This window comes from Pokkaliibacter plantistimulans, assembly GCF_003194385.1.
GTDB lineage: Bacteria > Pseudomonadota > Gammaproteobacteria > Pseudomonadales > Balneatricaceae > Pokkaliibacter > Pokkaliibacter plantistimulans.
Genome location: NZ_LAPT01000087.1, coordinates 18,438 through 36,882 on the forward strand (window position 1 = coordinate 18,438; position 18,445 = coordinate 36,882).

Annotated in this window: 13 protein-coding genes; 6 read left to right on the top strand and 7 right to left on the bottom strand. The window is 58.8% G+C overall.

The annotated features are described in order from the left end of the window. The first annotated feature begins 5 nt into the window (after positions 1-5). The 6 genes from WH50_RS17530 (at position 6) to WH50_RS17555 (ending at position 13,588) form a co-directional block, all read left to right on the top strand. The gene (locus WH50_RS17530) at positions 6-1,502 is read left to right on the top strand and encodes a type I restriction-modification system subunit M (protein WP_110188570.1); all 1,497 of its coding nucleotides are present in this window, start codon (positions 6-8) and stop codon (positions 1,500-1,502) included. After that, entirely contained in the window at positions 1,499-3,016 is a 1,518-nt protein-coding gene (locus tag WH50_RS17535; protein ID WP_110188572.1) for a type I restriction-modification system subunit M, read from the top strand. The genes WH50_RS17530 and WH50_RS17535 overlap by 4 nt, the downstream gene beginning before the upstream one ends. Further along, a complete protein-coding gene (locus WH50_RS17540; protein ID WP_133251361.1) occupies positions 3,009-4,202 on the top strand; it encodes a restriction endonuclease subunit S in 1,194 nt (397 codons plus the stop codon). Before WH50_RS17535 ends, WH50_RS17540 begins: the two co-directional genes overlap by 8 nt. A 1-nt stretch (position 4,203) precedes the next feature. Then, positions 4,204-7,179 carry a type I restriction endonuclease subunit R gene (locus WH50_RS17545; RefSeq protein WP_110188576.1) on the top strand — a complete coding sequence of 992 codons (2,976 nt, stop codon included), beginning with the start codon at positions 4,204-4,206 and terminating at the stop codon, positions 7,177-7,179. Between the two features lie 9 nt (positions 7,180-7,188). Beyond that, positions 7,189-9,288: a DUF262 and DUF1524 domain-containing protein gene (locus tag WH50_RS17550; protein WP_110188578.1), complete on the top strand. Its 2,100-nt coding sequence runs from the start codon at positions 7,189-7,191 to the stop codon at positions 9,286-9,288. Between the two features lie 88 nt (positions 9,289-9,376). Then, positions 9,377-13,588: an AAA domain-containing protein gene (locus WH50_RS17555; protein WP_207780371.1), complete on the top strand. Its 4,212-nt coding sequence runs from the start codon at positions 9,377-9,379 to the stop codon at positions 13,586-13,588. A gap of 12 nt (positions 13,589-13,600) precedes the next feature. On the opposite strand, the gene WH50_RS17560 is transcribed toward WH50_RS17555, so the two are convergent. From WH50_RS17560 to WH50_RS17600, 7 genes are read right to left on the bottom strand one after another with little or no spacing between them, the layout of a single operon-like run. Further along, a complete protein-coding gene (locus WH50_RS17560) occupies positions 13,601-14,812 on the bottom strand; it encodes a DNA methyltransferase (RefSeq protein WP_110188582.1) in 1,212 nt (403 codons plus the stop codon). After that, positions 14,809-15,492 carry a phage tail tube protein gene (locus tag WH50_RS17565; RefSeq protein ID WP_243410155.1) on the bottom strand — a complete coding sequence of 228 codons (684 nt, stop codon included), beginning with the start codon at positions 15,490-15,492 and terminating at the stop codon, positions 14,809-14,811. The genes WH50_RS17560 and WH50_RS17565 overlap by 4 nt, the downstream gene beginning before the upstream one ends. After that, positions 15,489-16,139 carry a DUF7210 family protein gene (locus WH50_RS17580; RefSeq protein WP_207780372.1) on the bottom strand — a complete coding sequence of 217 codons (651 nt, stop codon included), beginning with the start codon at positions 16,137-16,139 and terminating at the stop codon, positions 15,489-15,491. The genes WH50_RS17565 and WH50_RS17580 overlap by 4 nt, the downstream gene beginning before the upstream one ends. A gap of 4 nt (positions 16,140-16,143) precedes the next feature. Further along, positions 16,144-16,404: a head-tail joining protein gene (locus tag WH50_RS17585; RefSeq protein ID WP_110188586.1), complete on the bottom strand. Its 261-nt coding sequence runs from the start codon at positions 16,402-16,404 to the stop codon at positions 16,144-16,146. Next, positions 16,404-16,841 (bottom strand): DUF6511 domain-containing protein, encoded by a 438-nt coding sequence (locus tag WH50_RS17590; protein ID WP_110188587.1) that lies wholly within the window; start codon positions 16,839-16,841, stop codon positions 16,404-16,406. Before WH50_RS17590 ends, WH50_RS17585 begins: the two co-directional genes overlap by 1 nt. Continuing rightward, positions 16,838-18,130, bottom strand: a complete 1,293-nt coding sequence (locus tag WH50_RS17595) for a helicase-related protein (RefSeq protein WP_110188589.1) — start codon at positions 18,128-18,130, stop codon at positions 16,838-16,840. The genes WH50_RS17590 and WH50_RS17595 overlap by 4 nt, the downstream gene beginning before the upstream one ends. Next, positions 18,127-18,441 carry a hypothetical protein gene (locus tag WH50_RS17600; RefSeq protein ID WP_110188591.1) on the bottom strand — a complete coding sequence of 105 codons (315 nt, stop codon included), beginning with the start codon at positions 18,439-18,441 and terminating at the stop codon, positions 18,127-18,129. The genes WH50_RS17595 and WH50_RS17600 overlap by 4 nt, the downstream gene beginning before the upstream one ends. Positions 18,442-18,445: the final 4 nt, after the last annotated feature.

Here is an 18,445-nt window from a genome sequence, read left to right on the forward strand (position 1 = left end):
ACTTGATGCAAGAAGCTGCAATCAATCTCAGTCAGCTAGAAGGCCACCTCTGGGAATCCGCCAATATCCTGCGTGGCCCGGTGGATGCGGCTGACTTCAAGACCTACATCTTCCCGCTCCTGTTCTTCAAGCGGATCTGCGATGTCTGGGATGAGGAATACGCCGAGATCGTCGATGAGACCGGCGATGCCGAACTGGCCCTCTTCCCCGAGTCGCATCGCTTTCAGATCCCGGATGACTGCCACTGGAATGACGTTCGTGCCGTGGCGACTAACGTCGGCAATGCCCTGCAGCGCGCCATGCGCGAAATCGAGAAGGCCAACCCGGACACCCTGTACGGCGTTTTCGGTGATGCTCAGTGGACCAACAAGGATCGGCTCTCCGACGCGCTGCTCAAGGATCTGATCGAGCATTTCTCGCGCATCTCCTTCGGCAACAAAAACATCGCCTCCGATGTGCTGGGCGATGCCTACGAGTACCTGATCAAGAAGTTTGCCGATGCCACCAACAAGAAGGCCGGCGAGTTCTATACCCCGCGCAGTGTCGTGCGGCTGATGATCGAAATGCTCGACCCCAAAGAGGGCGAAACCATCTATGACCCGGCCTGTGGCACGGGCGGCATGCTGCTGGCAGCCGTTCAGCACGTTAAAGAACAACACGGCGATGTGAAGCGTCTGTGGGGCAAGCTCTATGGGCAGGAAAAAAACCTCACCACCTCGTCCATTGCCCGCATGAACCTGTTCCTGCACGGAATTGAGGATTTCCAGATCGTGCGCGGCGATACCCTGCGCAATCCGGCGTTCTTCGAGGGTGACCGTCTGGCGAGCTTCGATTGTGTGATCGCCAATCCGCCCTTTTCCCTGGAAAAGTGGGGCGAAGACCTATGGGTGAACGATCCCTTCGGGCGCAACTTCGCAGGACTGCCTCCGTCCAGCAGCGGTGACTTCGCCTGGGTGCAGCACATGGTCAAGTCGATGGCCGAAGGGGCTGGGCGCATGGCCGTGGTGTTGCCCCAGGGCGCGCTGTTCCGCAAAGGAGCCGAGGGAAGTATTCGCCAAAAGCTACTGGAGATGGACCTGGTCGAGGCGGTCATCGGCCTGGCGCCCAACCTTTTCTATGGCACAGGCCTCGCCGCCTGCATCCTGGTACTGCGCAAGAAGAAGCCGGCCCAGCGGCGCCAAAAGGTGATGATTGCTGACGCCTCCAGGCTCTTCCGGCGCGGTCGGGCACAGAACTATCTGGAACCCGCGCACGGCCTCGAAATCCAGGGCTGGTTCGAGAAGTTCGAGGATGTGCAGGACGCGGTGCGCATCGTCGGCCTGGATGAAATCAAGGCCGAGGACTGGACGCTGAATATCTCGCGCTACGTACTGCCGCCGTTGCAGGAGGATATCCCGCCGCTGCCGGAGGCCATCGAGTCCTTCAAGAGTGCACTCACTCGCTGCCGGGAAGCGGAAGACAGGCTGGCCAAGGTCATGGTGGAAGGAGGCTGGCTGCAATGAGTGCCCGCATTACTCAACAAGAACTCGAATCCTATCTCTGGGGCGCCGCCGTGCTGCTGCGCGGCCTCATCGATGCCGGCGACTACAAGCAGTTCATCTTCCCGCTGCTGTTCTTCAAACGCATCTCGGATGTCTGGGACGAGGAATATCAGGCTGCGCTCAAGGAGTCAGGCGGCGACTTGTCCTATGCCGAGTTCGCCGAAAACCATCGCTTCCAGATACCGGATGGCGCACATTGGAAGGACGTGCGCCAGGTCCCGAAAAACGTCGGCATGGCGATCCAGTCAGCCTTGCGGCAGATCGAGTCGGCCAACCCAGACATGCTGGCCGGCATTTTTGGCGATGCGCCTTGGACCAACCGAGAGCGCCTGCCGGATGAAACCCTCAAGAACCTGATCGAACATTTCTCGACGCAAACGCTCTCGGTCGCCAACGTGCCCGAGGACGAGCTCGGCAATGCCTACGAATTCCTGATCAAGAAATTCGCGGACGACTCCGGCCACACAGCCGCCGAGTTCTATACCAACCGTACCGTTGTGCATCTGATGACGCAGTTGTTGGCTCCGCAGGCCGGCGAGTCGATCTACGACCCCACCTGCGGCACCGGCGGCATGCTCATTTCCGCCCTGGCCGAGGTCAAGCGTAGCGGCGGTGAGTACCGCACCCTCAAGCTCTACGGTCAGGAACGCAACCTGATCACCTCCGGTATCGCCCGGATGAACCTCTTCCTGCACGGCGTCGAGGACTTCCAGATCATCCGAGGCGACACCCTGGCCGATCCAAAGCACATCGAAGGCGACCGGCTGCGCAAGTTCGACGTGATCCTCGCCAACCCGCCGTACTCCATCAAGCAGTGGGACCGCGAAGCCTGGGGCCAGGATAAGTGGGGGCGCAACTTCCTCGGCACCCCGCCGCAGGGCCGGGCCGACTACGCCTTCCAGCAGCACATCCTGGCCAGCCTTTCGGACCGAGGCCGCTGCGCCATCCTGTGGCCGCATGGCGTGCTGTTCCGCAACGAGGAACAGGCGATGCGCGCCAAGATGATCGAACAGGATTGGGTAGAAGCGGTGATCGGCCTCGGACCGAACCTGTTCTACAACTCCCCGATGGAGTCCTGCGTCATGGTCTGCAACCGGCGCAAGCCAGCCGAACGCAAGGGCAAGGTGCTGTTCATCGACGCGCTGAACGAAGTCACCCGCGAACGGGCGCAGAGCTTCCTCAAGCCGGAACACCAGCAACGCATCCTGGAAACCTTCCGCGCCTTCGCGCCGATCGAGGGCTTTGCAGCGGTGGCGACGCTGGACCAGATCATCCGCAACGGCGCCAATCTCTCCATTCCGCTGTATATCAAGCGGGCGACGAGCGCGGCGAACGGCAACGGCACCATTGAGGCCGTCAGCCTGAGCGCGGCCTGGGAGAAATGGCAAAGCGACGGCCGCGCCTTCTGGCAGCAGATGGATGCTTTGGTGGAAACGCTTGATGGCCTGGAAGTCGAGGAGGTCGAGCGTGCTTGATAAGGTCCAAAAGCCAGGCTGGCGCCAAGTGAAGTTCGGCGACGTGGTGCGCCAAGTTAAGGAAAAGGTTGAGCCAGAGACTTCAGGGCTGGAGCGCTACGTCGCCGGTGACCACATGGATACCGACGATTTGCGAATCCGTCGCTGGGGTGAGATCGGCAGTGGCTATCTCGGGCCAGCATTTCATATGCGCTTCCGGCCAGGGCAAGTGCTTTACGGATCTCGGCGAACCTACCTCCGTAAGGTGGCTGTCGCAGACTTCGATGGCATCTGCGCCAACACTACCTTTGTGATTGAGCCAAAGAATGCGGAGGAGTTACTGCCCGAGTTTCTTCCGTTCCTCATGCAAACGGGTGCTTTTAACGAGTTCTCCGTCAAGAACTCCAAAGGCTCAGTAAATCCGTATATCAACTTCTCTGATTTGGCGCGATTTGAGTTCGCGTTGCCTCCGCCGGAAGAACAGGTGCGGATCGTAGAGGTGCTGCGTGCTGCTACAGAAACAGTTGAGACCCAAACAGAAGCCCTCGATGCCCTAGAGGTTGCGCGCAGGTCCACCATCGACCATGCATTTTCAATGACTCATGGGTGGAATATTGCGCGCTTAGAAACTGTGGCCAGCATGCAAAACGGGCGGCCGTTTCCCGGCAATGAATATGGGGACAATGGAGTAAAGCTACTGCGGCCAGGGAATCTTGGTATATCTGGCTATTTCTATTGGGGTGTGGAGAAAACAGTATCCCTCGACCCGAGTTGGGCGAGTACTGCTTCAGACTTCCTGATTGCTCCGGGTGATGTCGTTATAAATCTCACCGCCCAATCTCTTGACGACGGCTTCATGGGGCGGGTATGTCTCGCCAGAGAGGGTGATGAAAGCCTCCTCAATCAGCGGATTGGCCGTTTTCACTGTAACGAATCTGCGTTGCTACCAGAGTACCTTTTCAGGGCACTTCAGACTTCCCGATTCCGACAGCATGCGCATGCCAACTGCGAGGGCAGCAAGGTAAAGCACCTCTTCTGGCAGCACTTGGCCAAGTACGAGATTCCAATTCCGCCACTGAGAACGCAACGCCAAATCGCCGCGCAATGCGCCGAACTCGACCAAGCAATTTCAGCCTTTAGAGATCGGATTGGAATATCAAGGGCGATGCAGTCGCACTTGGTAAATGAACTCATGGGGGAAGTTTGAGATGGGTTTCACTGAATCCAACACCGTCGAAGCCTACCTCTACGACCTGCTCTCCGGCCCGACAAAGTCCGTCCCGACCAATGTCGTACAGGAGCCAGAAGCCACCTACGGCCGCAGCCACAAGGGGATCGGCTGGCTCCGTGTCGCCAGTGCCGACATCCCGCGCCAGAACCAGGACGTACTGATTGAGTCCTGGGTGCGCGAGGCGCTGATTCGCCTCAATCCGGAAATTGCCGCCCAGCCCGATCGCGCCGACGAGGTGCTCTACAAGCTGCGCGCTATTGTGCTAGCGGTGCGCTCCGATGGTCTAATCCGCGCCAACGAGGAATTCACGGCTTGGCTCAGGGGGGAGCGTTCCATGCCCTTCGGCCAGAACAATGAGCATGTGCCGGTTCGCCTGATCGATTTCGACAACCTCGACCAGAACCAGTACGTCGTCACCCAGCAGTTCACCTTCCGCGCCGGCAGCGCCGAGCGTCGCGCCGATCTGGTCCTGCTGGTCAACGGCCTGCCGCTGGTTTTGATCGAGGCCAAGACGCCGACGCGCTCGGCGGTGAGCTGGGTGGATGGCGCGTTGCAGGTGCACGACGATTACGAGAAGCACGTGCCGGAGCTGTTCGTCTGCAATGTGTTCTCGGTGGCCACCGAAGGGAAGGAATATCGCTACGGCTCGCTCGGACTGCCTATTAAGGATTGGGGGCCGTGGAACCTGGAGGATGACGGCGATGCGCTCAAGCATCCGCTGAAGGGCTTGAAACTGGCTGCCGAGAGCATGCTGCGGCCCCATGTTGTGCTCGACATCCTGGCCAACTTCACCCTGTTCGCCACCAACAAGAAAAAGCAGCGCATCAAGATCATCTGCCGCTATCAGCAGTACGAGGCGGCCAACAAGATCGTCGAGCGGGTGCTGGCCGGCTATCCGAAGAAGGGCCTGATCTGGCATTTCCAGGGGTCAGGCAAGTCGCTGCTGATGGTGTTCGCGGCGCAGAAGCTGCGCCTGCATCCGCGCTTGAAGAATCCCACGGTGCTGATTGTGGTCGACCGTGTTGATCTCGATACCCAGATCACCGGCACCTTCACCGGGGCCGATATCCCCAACCTCGAGAAGGCCGACTCCCGCGACAAGCTGCGCCAACTGCTGGCGCAGGACGTGCGCAAGATCATCATCACGACGATCTTCAAGTTCGGCGAAGCCGATGGTGTGCTGAATGATCGCGGCAACATCATCGCCTTGGTGGACGAAGCGCACCGCACCCAGGAAGGCGACCTCGGCCGCAAGATGCGTGATGCGCTACCGAATGCTTTCTTGTTCGGCCTGACCGGTACGCCGATCAATCGTTTCGATCGCAACACCTTCTACGCCTTCGGCGCGGAGGAGGATGACAAGGGTTACCTGAGCCGCTACGGCTTCGAGGAGTCGATCCGCGACGGCGCGACACTGAAGCTGCACTTCGAGCCGCGCCTGCTGGAGCTGCACATCGACAAGGCAGCCATCGACGCCGCCTTTAAGGAGATGACCGGCGGCCTCTCCGACCTTGACCGCGACAACCTCGGCAAGACTGCCGCCAAGATGGCAGTCCTGGTCAAGACGCCGGAACGCATCCGGCGCGTGTGCGAGGACATCGTCCAGCACTTCCAGAGCAAGGTGGAGCCGAACGGCTTCAAGGGCCAGATCGTCACCTTCGACCGCGAATCCTGTTTGCTCTACAAGCAGGAGCTGGGCAAGCTGCTGCCGCCGGAGTCCTCCGACATCGTGATGACGGTGAACGCCAACGAGCCGCAGTACAAGGCCTACGCCCGCACGCGGGATGAGGAAGAGCGGTTGCTCGACCGCTTCCGCGACCCCAACGATCCGCTCAAACTGATCATCGTCACCTCGAAACTGCTGACCGGCTTCGACGCGCCCATCCTGCAGGCGATGTATCTGGACAAGCCGCTGCGCGACCACACGCTGCTCCAGGCCATCTGCCGGGTGAACCGCACCTACTCCGAGCAGAAGACCCATGGCCTGATCGTGGATTACCTCGGCATCTTCGACGACGTGGCCAAGGCGCTGGAGTTCGACGACAAGAGCGTCACGGCGGTGGTGTCGAATATTCAGGAACTTAAGGACCGGCTGCCGGAGGCGATGCAGAAATGCTTGGCTTTCTTTGCCGGCGTGGATCGCACCATCGAGGGTTACGAGGGACTGATCGCCGCCCAGCAATGCCTGCCCAACAACGAGGTGCGCGACAACTTCGCGGTCGAGTTCAGCCTGCTTAACAAACTATGGGAGGCCATCTCGCCAGATCCGATCCTCGGCGAATACGAGAAGGACTACAAGTGGCTCTCGCAGGTGTACCAGTCGGTGCAGCCCTCCAGCGGCCACGGCAAGCTGATCTGGCATTCCCTTGGGGCCAAGACCATCGAGCTGATCCATCAGAACGTGCATGTCGATGCCGTGCGCGATGACCTTGATACGCTGGTGCTGGATGCCGATCTGCTGGAGGCGGTGCTCTCTAATCCCGACCCGAAGAAAGCCAAGGAGATCGAGATCAAGGTGGCGCGGCGACTGCGCAAGCATCTTGGCAATCCGAAATTCAAGGCGCTGTCGGAACGGCTCGATGCTCTGCGGGATCGCTTCGAGTCCGGCGTGCTGAACAGTGTCGAATTCCTCAAGCAACTGCTGCAACTGGCCAAGGAAGTGCTCCAGGCCGAGAAGGAAGTGCCACCCGAGGAAGATGAGGATCGCGGCAAGGCGGCACTGACGGATCTCTTCAACGAGGTCAAAACCGCCGAAACACCGATCATGGTTGAACGCGTGGTGGCCGACATCGACGAGATCGTGCGCTTGGTGTGCTTCCCCGGTTGGCAGGACACACTGGCCGGCGAGCGCGAGATCAAGAAGGCGCTACGGAAGTCGCTCTTCAAGTACAAGCTGCATGCCGATGAAGAGCTGTTCGAGAAAGCGTATAGCTATATCCGGCAGTATTACTGAGGCCCGAGCATGAAAGCAGAAGACACGCTGGTTACCAATCTGCTGCAGGGCGCGAAGCAATTCATCGTGCCGATCTTTCAGCGCGACTACAGCTGGGGCACGAAGCACTGCCAGCAACTGTGGAAGGATGTGATTCGCGTCGGTAGCGACCCAAATGTGAAGGGGCACTTCCTTGGCTCAGTGGTCTATGTCGCGGCTGAGGACAACACAGCCACCATCACTCGTTGGCTGTTGATCGACGGCCAACAACGCCTTACTACGCTGACGCTTTTGTTGATCGCGCTTCGTGACCAGATGGCACAGCTTCCTGGAAACTCAGGTCAGGGAGAGGAGGAAGCGACGCCTGATGAGCTGGACGACTATTACCTGCGCAACCGGCACGGCAAGGGGGAGCGGCGGCACAAGCTGCATCTGCGCCGGACAGATCACGAAACGCTGATTGCGCTTTTGGATGGAAAGACGTTGCCAGAGGCCGTCTCGGAACGGGTGAAGGAGAACTTCCTGTTCCTGCGTGATTTGGTCGCCCAGGCAGACGTGCAAACCGTCTACAACGGCATCAAGAAGCTGGTGGTCGTGGACGTGAGTCTGACGCGCGGCCAAGATGACCCGCAAATGATCTTTGAGAGCCTGAACTCTACTGGGGTGGATTTGACTCAGGCCGATCTGATTCGAAATTTCGTACTGATGCGACTGGATGAGTCCTCCCAGACTCAGCTCTACGAAGAACACTGGCAGCCGATCGAGCAGGCTTTCGGGCGGCGCTACCGTACCGAGTTCGATAAATTCGTGAAGGATTTTCTGACGCTGCAACTGCGTCCCGGCACGCCATTGAAGGCGGCCGAGATCTATCACGAGTTCCGCAGCTACTTCTCCCGTACTGTCGAAAAGCGTGGTGTCGATGGCATTCTCAGCGACTTGCGCCGCTTTGGCAGCTACTACACGGCATTCAGTCTCGGACAGGAGAAGCAGCTGGCATTAAAGGAGGCATTTGCCCGCCTGCGTTCCCTGGTCGAGGTGGCTTCGCCGGTCGTGCTGACGCTTTACGACTTTCATGACCGAGCAAAGACCCTGCGTACCGATGAATTCGTCGAGGCCGTCGAGTTGCTGGAAAGCTTTGTGTTCCGGCGTTCAGTGTGCGACATGCAAACGCGCAGCCTCGGACAAATATTCGCAAGCCTCGCCTATCGGATCACCGAGAGCCAGCCGTTGCTCAGTTTAAAGGTGGCGCTGTATCGGCTAGGCAAAAAGCGCCGCTTTCCGAGCGATACCGAATTTCGCGAGGCGCTCGAAACCCGCGATGTCTACGACATGCGAACTTGCTTCTATCTGCTGGATCGGCTTGAGAACTTCAGCAAGGAGCGCATCGATACCTCGAACTTCACCATTGAGCACGTTATGCCGCAGAACGAGGATCTTCGTCCGGAATGGCGAACGATGCTCGGTAGCGACTGGAAAGCAATACAGGAAACGTGGCTGCACCGCCTGGGCAATCTGACGCTGACCGGATACAACTCCACTTACAGCGACCGTCCATTTTCCGAGAAAAAAACGATTGCCGGTGGTTTCGATGAGAGCCCGCTGCGCTTGAACAAGTTCATTCGCGAACAATTGGCGTGGGATGGCACGACCATCGAGCAGCGAGGCAAGTTGCTCGCTGAGAAGGCCGTGACCGTATGGCGACCATTGGTTGTCGATTTGCTGGCCGTGAAGCAACGGGAGTTGGAGGAGCACAAGTCCTTTGCCGCCAACTACAGGATCGAGGACCTGGAACTGGATGACATCGCAAAGAATTTACTGGAGGCTTTACGTCCACAGATCCAGGCATTTGGTGAAGATGTTGTCGAGCTGCCCAATGATCGGAGCGTCATCTACCGCGTGTTAGATTTCTTCGTCGAAATCATCCCGCGCAAGCAGCGGCTGAGCCTCTTGCTGAATATGGATTTTGCCGACTGCGAAGATCCATCAGGCAGGGCCCGGGATGCCACGGAATTCGCCTTCATCATCGGCGCAACTGAAACGGGTGGAGTGCTGTACAACCTGGACTCGCAAGACGATGTGCCGGCCGCGATCAACGTGGTCCGACAAGCGTATGAGCGTGTGACTGAGTGATTGTCGACTCTAAAAATGCCTGATTGTCTGGAAATGATCTGATATGCCGAGCACTGCAAAGAAACGAATCTCCAAAAGCACTTTGTCCATGTACCTGCGGACCAAGTGCGATCGCGAACTTTATCTGTCTTTGCATGAAGACTCGGAGCTTGATTCGCATGGCATGCCGGTTCCGTTGCAGGCACGTCCTGGAATCGGTGTCCTCCAAACGGCAGGACGGGATTTTGAGGATGAGCGCAACGATCAGTTGATTCAGGCGTTCGGCAGTCTGGTCATCTATCAGCCGGACAAGGGAGGCGCAAACAAACCAGTCAAGGCCCCGCTCGCGTCGTTGCTTGGCAAGGTAACAGCCTTGCCGTCGATCATCCTGCAAGGGAAGTTCGAGCCCTCTTCCTTCCAGAACGCCGTGATGGCAAATATTGGTCTGCAACCCGGACAGATCACTCAGGTGCCGCCAATCGCAGGGCTCATTCCTGACATCATCGTCGTGCGCCAGGCCACAGCAGATGACGAGGAGGTGGGGCCAGACGGATGTCGTCGGCGAATTGACCCGGCAACTGAGACGCGGCGTGCATTGAGCATCATTGATGTAAAGCACACCAGCGAGGCTAATCCGAGCTACTCCGCCGAAGTCGCGCTTTACGCACTTTTTCTGGCGAACTGGATCGCCGACCAGAGGTTGCAGAATGAGTATTTCGTAACGATTCGCAGCTACCTGTGGACCCGATTCAAGCAAGGCCAGTCTGAACTCGACGCGTTGATGTCGGGCACATCCCCAGCGACAGCGATTCAGTATCTCAATGCGCTGATCGCCGATAGCGAAGACGCCAACTTGCGCTTCTATCTGCCCACCGTTCTGCATTTCTTCCGGGAGGACTTGCTCCGGGTCATCGCTGTTGGCGACGCATCAACCAACGGGTGGCAGAACCTTGAATGGCATGTCGATGGCAGGTGTAGTGCCTGCGACTGGTTGGGGCACGAAAAGTGGGCAAATGCGAAGGACAAAGCGCGAATTGCGGCTCAGCCGAACCACTACTGCTACCCCGCAGCGAAGCTGACTGGGCACTTGAGCCAAATCGCGGGTATGACACGAGGTGCAAGAAAGACGCTCCAGATTAATGCCATTCAGGACACGGCGGGTGCGGCAAGCGCCCCCTCCGCACATCCTGCCTTCCAGCAACACAGTCATCTCAAAAAGGAACGAAGCCGTATCCCCGCGCGAGCGCAGGCACTAATTTCTTCGGCTACGACGGTGGACAGCGCCGCTGTGCTGGCGAGTTTGGCGCCAGCGCCACAACTCCATGTGGCGATCGCGGTCAACTTCGATCCGAGCGCTGGGTTGCTCACTGGCCTTTCGATACTTGGTAGAGCGACGGCCTATGTGACGGGACAGTCGCCCCGGCAGTTTGCGACGAAATGCTTTGTCGTGGATCAGAAGGCGCTGGTTGACGAGTGGGTGGCTTTGGAGGGGCTCCTGTCGACACTGTCTGACATGATTGATCAGGCTGAGACATTTGTTCGCGCTGCCGGACGAACCCAGCTAACCGCACAAATCGCGTTCTGGGAGAAACGACAGTTCGAAGAGCTTTGTGCGGCGATGGGGCGGCATTTGCCACGTGTATTGAGCCTGACGAATCGTAAGACCAAGGCGCTGGCCTGGCTTTTCCCTGCCGACGAACTGATCGAAAAGCCCGATGGCGCAGTCAGCCCCTGCGTTGTTTTCGTTGATGAGATTGTCCGGCGAGTTGTTTTTGCCCCTACACCTCATGTGATCACCCTGTTCGATACCGTCGAAACCTACTATTCGGGTCCTGGACCAGTTCGGCTGGGTGATGCGTTCTATCGTGAATTCCTCACCAACGGCATTCCTCGGGAACGCATTTACGAGATTTGGAGCAACGTCACCACGATTAAACGGGGGTCCGTTACTGTTCCACGCAACACCGTCATTCAGGAATTCGGCAATGCGCTGGAGAAACAGTGCCGGGCATTGAACAGCATCGTCGAGAGACTGCGCACGGACTTCAAGGGGCAGCTCAAGGCAAACGCTCCAAAGCTGACACTGTCTATTCCTCAGGGCGCTCGCGACGTTGCGTTCGACAGCAAGCTTTGGGTTTGGTGGGAGGAATTGCAGTATCACACCAGAAAGCTGGAGTCCCACCAGCGCCTGGCGCTTGATGCCGAGGCACTAGAGGCCAGTTACGAAGCGGTTCGGCTCACCAACGGGCAACCTACAGGGACCCCGAATGAGTACGTATTCGACGTGCTTCCTGGGTCCACCGAAGCCAAGCTCGACGACAACGAAGGCTATTTGGCTCTCGGCAAGGAAGGTCATCCTGGGCTTCCGTTGCAGCGTGGAAGGGATCTGATCGCCGGTGGCGCGCCGCTTTACCCAGGGCAGAACGACACGCTGCTCGCACCGCTGTGGTCCGCACTTTCCGTAACGCTTGTGTCCTTTGACAGAGGCATGCAAAAGGCTGTCCTGAAGCTAACCAACTGGCGTGAACCGGCTTTTGTACCTTATCTGCTGGCCAACTCCACTGTTGATCTGCTGAACGACATCTTTATCACCAAAGGCCAGGGTTCGTTCAAGTGGTACGAGACGGTCAAGCGGATTCTCACTGCAGTAGGGAACCCGTCGATAGCGGTGGCAGATAGCAATGCGGCCACTGCGATGGGGGCGAGGCCTCCGCGCCCCGGCTCAGACCCGGTTACCCCTCTTGCCCGCGTACTCTGGGAGGCCGACACTCTTCACGCGACATCCGTCGTAGCTGCGACGCAGGCCTCTTCGGTTGCAGCCTACGCCAAGGCCAAGCACAACCTGAACAAGAGTCAGACCGATGCTGTCACCCAGGCGGCAGAAAAAGGGCTGACTATCGTCTGGGGGCCGCCAGGCACCGGGAAAACGCAGACACTAGCTGGATGTATTCACGGCCTTGTGCATGATGCCGTGCGGCGGGGGCAACCATTGAAATTGCTGGTCGCCGGGCCGACGTACAAGGCTGTTGAGGAGATTATTGGTCGTGTTGTTGAGGCGTTAGACAACGATGCAACCTGTCCTGCTGAGGTCTTTGTTGGATATTCCTCTTCGCAAACCCCAAAGGTGTTCTCGGCAAGCAAGTCACATCTGCTCGTTGAGTCATTCAACCTGAACCAGGGCAATCAGGAAACACAGGACTGTCTTGCTAGTCTGGCGAAAACCGATGTTGTCACGATTGTCGCCACGGCGACGATGCAGGCGTACAAGCTCGCCGAGTGGACCTATGGTCGCCATGTTGCACCGATTTTTGACATCGTGATTGTCGATGAAAGCTCTCAGGTTCAGGTCACTCATGCAATCTCGCCACTGGCCACCTTGAAAGACGATGCGAGACTGATCATTGCTGGTGATCATCTTCAGATGCCGCCAATCATGGCGCTTGAACCACCCAAGAGCGCCGAATACCTGGTGGGCAGCATCCAGAAATACCTGCTCGACCGTCCGTTTGGCAGCCAAATCGTTCCATGTCCGCTGGAAGAGAACTACCGCTCGGCGGAGGACATTGTTGCCTATGCCCGCACGATCGGCTACCGATCGACGTTGAAGGCGTCAAACGCCGCGACGGCACTTCATCTCTTGGCTGCGGTGCCAACTCCCGCATCAGGTTTTCCAGGGGCCTTCCCTTGGTCATCTCTGTGGCCGGATATTCTTGACCCCACGAAGAAGGTGCTGACGTTGCTCCATGACGATGATCTATCGTCCCAAAGCAATTCCTTCGAAGCAAAGATCGTCGCCGCCTTGACCTGGTGCTTGAGGCAGACAGTGAGCGCGGAACTTGATGGGCGAGGTGCCGTGACGCATGCGTCACCTACGCCCGATCAGTTCTGGGGGCAGTGCATCGGAATCGTGACGCCGCATCGCGCTCAACGTGCCCTGGTGGTTCGCGAACTGCGGTCAATATTCCCGTCTGATCCGCCGAACTTGATCGACTCGGCCGTTGATACCGTGGAAAAGTTCCAGGGTGGTCAGCGGCACACAATCGTCGTGACTTTTGGTGTCGGGGACGCGGACGTGATCATGGGAGAGGAAGCGTTCCTGATGCAGCTAGAGAGGACAAACGTGGCCATCTCACGCGCGATGGCCAAGTGCCTGGTAGTCATGCCAATGACGCTCGCAGGGCACGTCCCTCAAGACAAGAAGGCACTCGAAACTGCACACGCAATCAAAGACTACGTCGACGAATTTTGTAATCAGGGGCTTATTGGTCAAGTCTCGCTTGGGGTAATCTCGAGACAAGCGAAGCTGCGTTACCACCAATAGCAGCAACAGTAATCAAACTCTTTCGACGTGAAAATCAAACTCGACGGCGGCGGCAGACTCGGCTTTCATCTGATCTGCTTGCCGTTTGCCAACATCAGCTGACTTTGCTGAGCGCGTAGAAACCAAGCGCCAATTGATTCCAGATTCCTCCAAAGAGTCCCTGAAGAGCTTTTTTGCATCAACCAACGCTGACGGAATTATTCCGAATCGGATGTACATATGGAGCGAGTCGGAGGACGAAGCAGTATTGGCAATATTGCGCCAAACCTTTCCAAGCGAAGCTGCAAATGCCTGTTGCCCACCGTGATCAAGTTGCGGGCCAGCTGAATAGTCAATGGAACTGGGGCCGCCCAGAAACCAATTTCTCAGCCATTGGTCCTGAACATATGTACGCATTCCGTAGTATGGAGGAGAAGTGATTACAACCGAGGGCGCTTTGCTGATCGACTGAAATAACTCTTCCGACTGAGCGTCTCCATGTAGGACATGAGATATCGGACAAGGTGATGCTTGATCAAGTCCAGCCAACCGCTCGATCTTTCGACGCAGTACTCGGAGTACATCGATCTTTGGCGCTTTGAGGTCGCGGTCCTTCCAGAATCGCACCGCGTAGTCCGGTTTTGACGCGTAAGTCCTGGGCATTTGATTTGAAAAATAGCCCGCGTTCTCAACATGCTTGGGAAGTGGGCCATGCAAACATCCGAGTGCGGCAGCACGCAATATGGACGATGCATCCGTTTCATTTTCGAGTCCGAGCAATCCTTCGCGCAGGGCGCAAATATCACGGAGCGTCGACCGGTGATACGCGGAACGAAAAAATGGAGTGTCTGGCAAGTCGGCTGGCTCGACGTCTGCAATCAGTTTAGCAGCAAGCGCTAGAGGAGCCTCAATGTCGCAGCTCGCAAGTTTGGCTTTTGCAATAGCAACAGCAACTGGCGATGAATCAATGCCCCAGGCAGAAAACCCAAACTTTCGCGCAGAGAATAGAGTGGTGCCTCGACCACAAAATGGGTCGAGCACAACAGGCTGTTCCTTTAGATGCTTTTTGAGCACCCTATTCGGATACTCAAGCGGAAACATCGTAAAGTAAGGGCAAATTGCGTTCAGCGCATTTTCTTTGTTGTAGGCTAGGGCCACGTTCTTGGTACTTGTGCTTAGCGTGAATTTTGGATATAAGGGCCAGTTTACACGGCTATGGGCGTGTAGGGAACGATTCGAACTCATAGATCTGCTCTCCCGCGCAACAGCAAGCATTCGGCTTGCCTACGAGCAACCAGCCCCGGCAAGACTCTTCCACTCCCGTAGACCCATCGCTTCAGTTCCTGTTCGGCAAGGCCCCAGTCTCTCTGATTAACCCGGCGACGCAGTGTCGACGTCTGCAGCCGCCCCGCCCCGAGGTTGAAGGTGAAATCCACGATGGCTGCCAGCCGCGTCTCCGGTTCAGTAGCCAGCACCGGGCAATAGCGCAGCGTCGCCGCCATTGCGGTCTGCAGATCGCGCGCCAGATAGACCTCGGCTTCTGCCTCCGTGATCGGTGGGTGCTTGGGATCGCATAGATGGCCGTACCCAATCGTCCAGAAGCCTGCTGGGCAGATGTAGGGAACGACAGTGATCTCGTTTCCGCGCTTCACCTTGCGCTCGAACCCCTCGAAGCGCTTGGCCAGCGCGAGGTTTTCCTTGGTGAACTCCTCGATGGTGAGGTTCACGGTGGCCGACTTTTGCTTGACCATCCGGCGGTCGAGCGAGCGCTGGCCGGTCTGGCTCTCGTAATGCTCCAGCACGTCGGTCTTGAGCGAGAGCTTAAGCTCGGCGACGTTGCCGGGCGAGCGCACTTCGATGGGCAGGCCGGATTCGTCGCGCTTGCCGAGGAAGACGCGGCCCTGAAAACTGGCGTAGGTGCTCATGATTTGGATTCCTTGCGTTGGGTGGTGATGGGTCGGATGGGCTCAATGGGTGTGCCGTCGCCTTGCGGCTGGGGCTCGGGTACGGGCTGGCGGTCGTGACGGGCGATGCCGTTGGCGATGAGCCGGTCGGCGGTGCTGCCATCCACATCGAGCCGTTCGCCCGCCTTGTGGGCTTGGCCCGCGTGGGTGTGCGGTTGGGTCAGAACGATGGAAGTCATGGGGGTCATCCTTTGGCTGAAAGATCGGTGTCGAGCGTCCGGTAAGTGATCGCATAGCGCGCCGGGATTGATGCGGCCACCGCATCGGCGTCCTCGACGTCCCACTCGCATTCCTGCTCGCGGATGCCCAAGGCAAGGCAGCGCAGCATGGGCGGCAGTGAGCAGCCGGTCAGCCTCGGTTTCCGGAATGGCGGGAAGTACCGCGCGGGCCAGCGCGACGAGGCGCACCGTGAGCTCGCGTGTGACGCGGTCGTTGGCGCGCTCGGTGATCGATTCGGACTCGGGGAACACCACCAGTGCCGGGCACTGCTCCCGGCTGATGGCCACCGTGGGCGAGCGGTGTAGCGTCGCACCGAGCGATTCCACCGGCGTTCGGACAGCCGCCATCACCGCGAGCCGGATCTGTTCGCGGATCGAGTTGCCGGACACGGCGCTACACCCGGGTGCTACGCACCTGATAGATCACGCCATCGATCTCGACCGTGTCGCGCGGAGCCAGCCCTTTGAGGACCGAGGCCGGGTACGACATCTGGTGGTCGGTGGTCGAGGTAAGCCCGTCGAACACGGTGTCGTCCGGCGCAGTGAAGCCGACCGGATGGTGCTGCATCGGTGAGCCGTCCGAAGGACGCCAGAAGCAGTCTTTCAGCAGTCCGGCATTGGCGGCCGATGCGTAAATCTGCTCGACGAGACTCATCACGACACCGTCAACTTGATCAGCACTCCCGTCGAAGCCGACTTACCCTGGCGGACGAGTCGCTCCTCAAGAAAAGCGCGGTCCTTCTCCGCCATCCGCTCGTGCTCGACGAGCATGTGTTCCTGGTAGGCGGTCACCACCACGTCGATCAGCATCAGCACTTCGTCTTTGCTGTAGTCCGCCAGCGGTCGCTGCATGCCGATGGAGCCCACGTACTCACCCAGCGGGCCCAGGCAGGACGCCATGGCGGCCAGTTCCATATCACTGGGGTCAATCATGTGACCTCCCGTCTTTTCCATGAGCCGTGAAAAGGCGTTCTGACAGCGCATGGAGCAGAACACCCAGCGATCCGAGTAACGGCGTGGATCGCTGCGCGGCAGGCGTGGATTGAAGTAGCCGAAGCCCTTGGCCTTGCGGGAGCAGACTGCACATTTCACGCGGCCTCCCGGTGGGCATCGTTGGCAGCCACCACGAGGCGCTGAATCGACGACTTATTGAACTGGAAAGACAGCAGCGCAGAGGCCTGATAGCGCGTCATACCGAAGTCGGCGCGCAGCGCCTGCGGCAGATACTGCAGTTGCTTCGCGGTCGGCGGCTCGTTCAGCCAGCGCCGGGTCTTGTGCGCAGAGTCTGCCGACTCGCGGTCATTCAGCCAGTCATCGGCTTTGGCCATGCAGACGGTGCGGTCTCCGACGGCCAGCAAGCGTGGCTGCAGATCCTTGCCACCGCCCACGGCGTGCCAGCGCCCATTCAGGAAGAACACGCCACCCCAGGCGTTGAAGCCGGTGGCCATCAGTGCATCGTCGCAGCCGAACAGGTCGCACCAGCGGAAGTTGGAGCGCTTGAGCAGATCGATCTCGGTCATCACGAAATCGGCCAGTGCATCACCGTCCTCGGTGGTCTCGTTCTCCCAGACGAATCCGCACAGCGGGCATTCGCGGCAGCCGAGCGGGATGGTGGCTTCACAGGACGGGCAGTCCTTGGTGGGCGCTTCACCGTGATGCTGGTGCCCGTCGAGGTTGACGTCCTGCTCCAAGGAACCGTGCATCAAGGTGGCGGTGCCGAAGTCCAGCACCACGCAGTCGGTCTTGATGACGACTGGATGCTCCGCTGGGTCGATGGTGCGCAGGCCGCGCCCGATCATCTGGGTCAGCGTCGATTTGTGCGAGCTAGGTCGCAGCAGAACAACACACGACGTAGGCGTGAAGTCGTAGCCCTCCGTGAGCACGGCCACATTGACGACCACCTGTGCGGCGCCGGACTCGTACTCGGCCAGTCGTGCCTTTCGCTCTGCGTCTGAGAGCTCGCCATGCACGATCACGGCAGACACCCCGGCATCCTGAAAGGCCTGGCGCACACATTCGGCATGGGCGACGGTCGAGCAGAACACGATCGTCTTGCGCTCGCCGGCATTCTCCCGCCAATGACGGATCACGGCATCGAAGTGGGCCTGGCTGAACGGCTGGTCGTCGCGCAGCGCCGGGTTCGGACCGCCGATGTACACCGCGAAGTCACGACACTCCTGCCAGGTGCGCGGGCGGATCGTGTCACCGGCCCAGCCCTCGACAGCCAGATCTCCAGCTTCAAGGTCGAAGAAAAGCGTGGCAGTGGGTTTCAGCGTCCAGAGCTGTGACGTTTTGCCGATGCCGCTCTTGCCGACGAGCACGCCTTTCACGCCACGGCGCTCGGCCAGGCGCTGGTCTGCAGTAATGATGGGGAGGCTCATTTGCCGGCCTCCTCGGCGCTGATGTTGGCGAACGCGTCAGCGACGGTGGTCACGCCGAGTGCGCCGCGCTTGCGGGCCATTTCGTACAGGTCGCGCAGACCGCCCAGACGGCGATGGATCAGACGGGACTCCGACTCCATGCCCTGGATCGCGAATGCCAGGTCATCGATAGTGGCGTCTTCGAGGCGACGCACGACTTCGTCGGGGCGATTGCCGTCCAGTGCCGGAATGCGGATGTTTTCCGGCAGATCCCGGAGATACAGTTCCGGCTGCTTGCGCAGCAGTTCGAGCAGCGAAGGTTTGGTTTTCATGGCG

Excerpts from the sequence above, each read along its gene's own strand:
- WH50_RS17530 (WP_110188570.1), top strand. The coding sequence starts at position 6 with ATGCAAGAAGCTGCAATCAATCTCAGTCAGCTAGAAGGCCACCTCTGG.
- WH50_RS17535 (WP_110188572.1), top strand. The coding sequence starts at position 1,499 with ATGAGTGCCCGCATTACTCAACAAGAACTCGAATCCTATCTCTGGGGC.
- WH50_RS17545 (WP_110188576.1), top strand. The coding sequence starts at position 4,204 with ATGGGTTTCACTGAATCCAACACCGTCGAAGCCTACCTCTACGACCTG.
- WH50_RS17550 (WP_110188578.1), top strand. The coding sequence starts at position 7,189 with ATGAAAGCAGAAGACACGCTGGTTACCAATCTGCTGCAGGGCGCGAAG.
- WH50_RS17555 (WP_207780371.1), top strand. The coding sequence starts at position 9,377 with ATGTACCTGCGGACCAAGTGCGATCGCGAACTTTATCTGTCTTTGCAT.
- WH50_RS17560 (WP_110188582.1), bottom strand. The coding sequence starts at position 14,812 with ATGAGTTCGAATCGTTCCCTACACGCCCATAGCCGTGTAAACTGGCCC.
- WH50_RS17565 (WP_243410155.1), bottom strand. The coding sequence starts at position 15,492 with ATGAGCACCTACGCCAGTTTTCAGGGCCGCGTCTTCCTCGGCAAGCGC.
- WH50_RS17585 (WP_110188586.1), bottom strand. The coding sequence starts at position 16,404 with ATGAGTCTCGTCGAGCAGATTTACGCATCGGCCGCCAATGCCGGACTG.
- WH50_RS17595 (WP_110188589.1), bottom strand. The coding sequence starts at position 18,130 with ATGAGCCTCCCCATCATTACTGCAGACCAGCGCCTGGCCGAGCGCCGT.
- WH50_RS17600 (WP_110188591.1), bottom strand. The coding sequence starts at position 18,441 with ATGAAAACCAAACCTTCGCTGCTCGAACTGCTGCGCAAGCAGCCGGAA.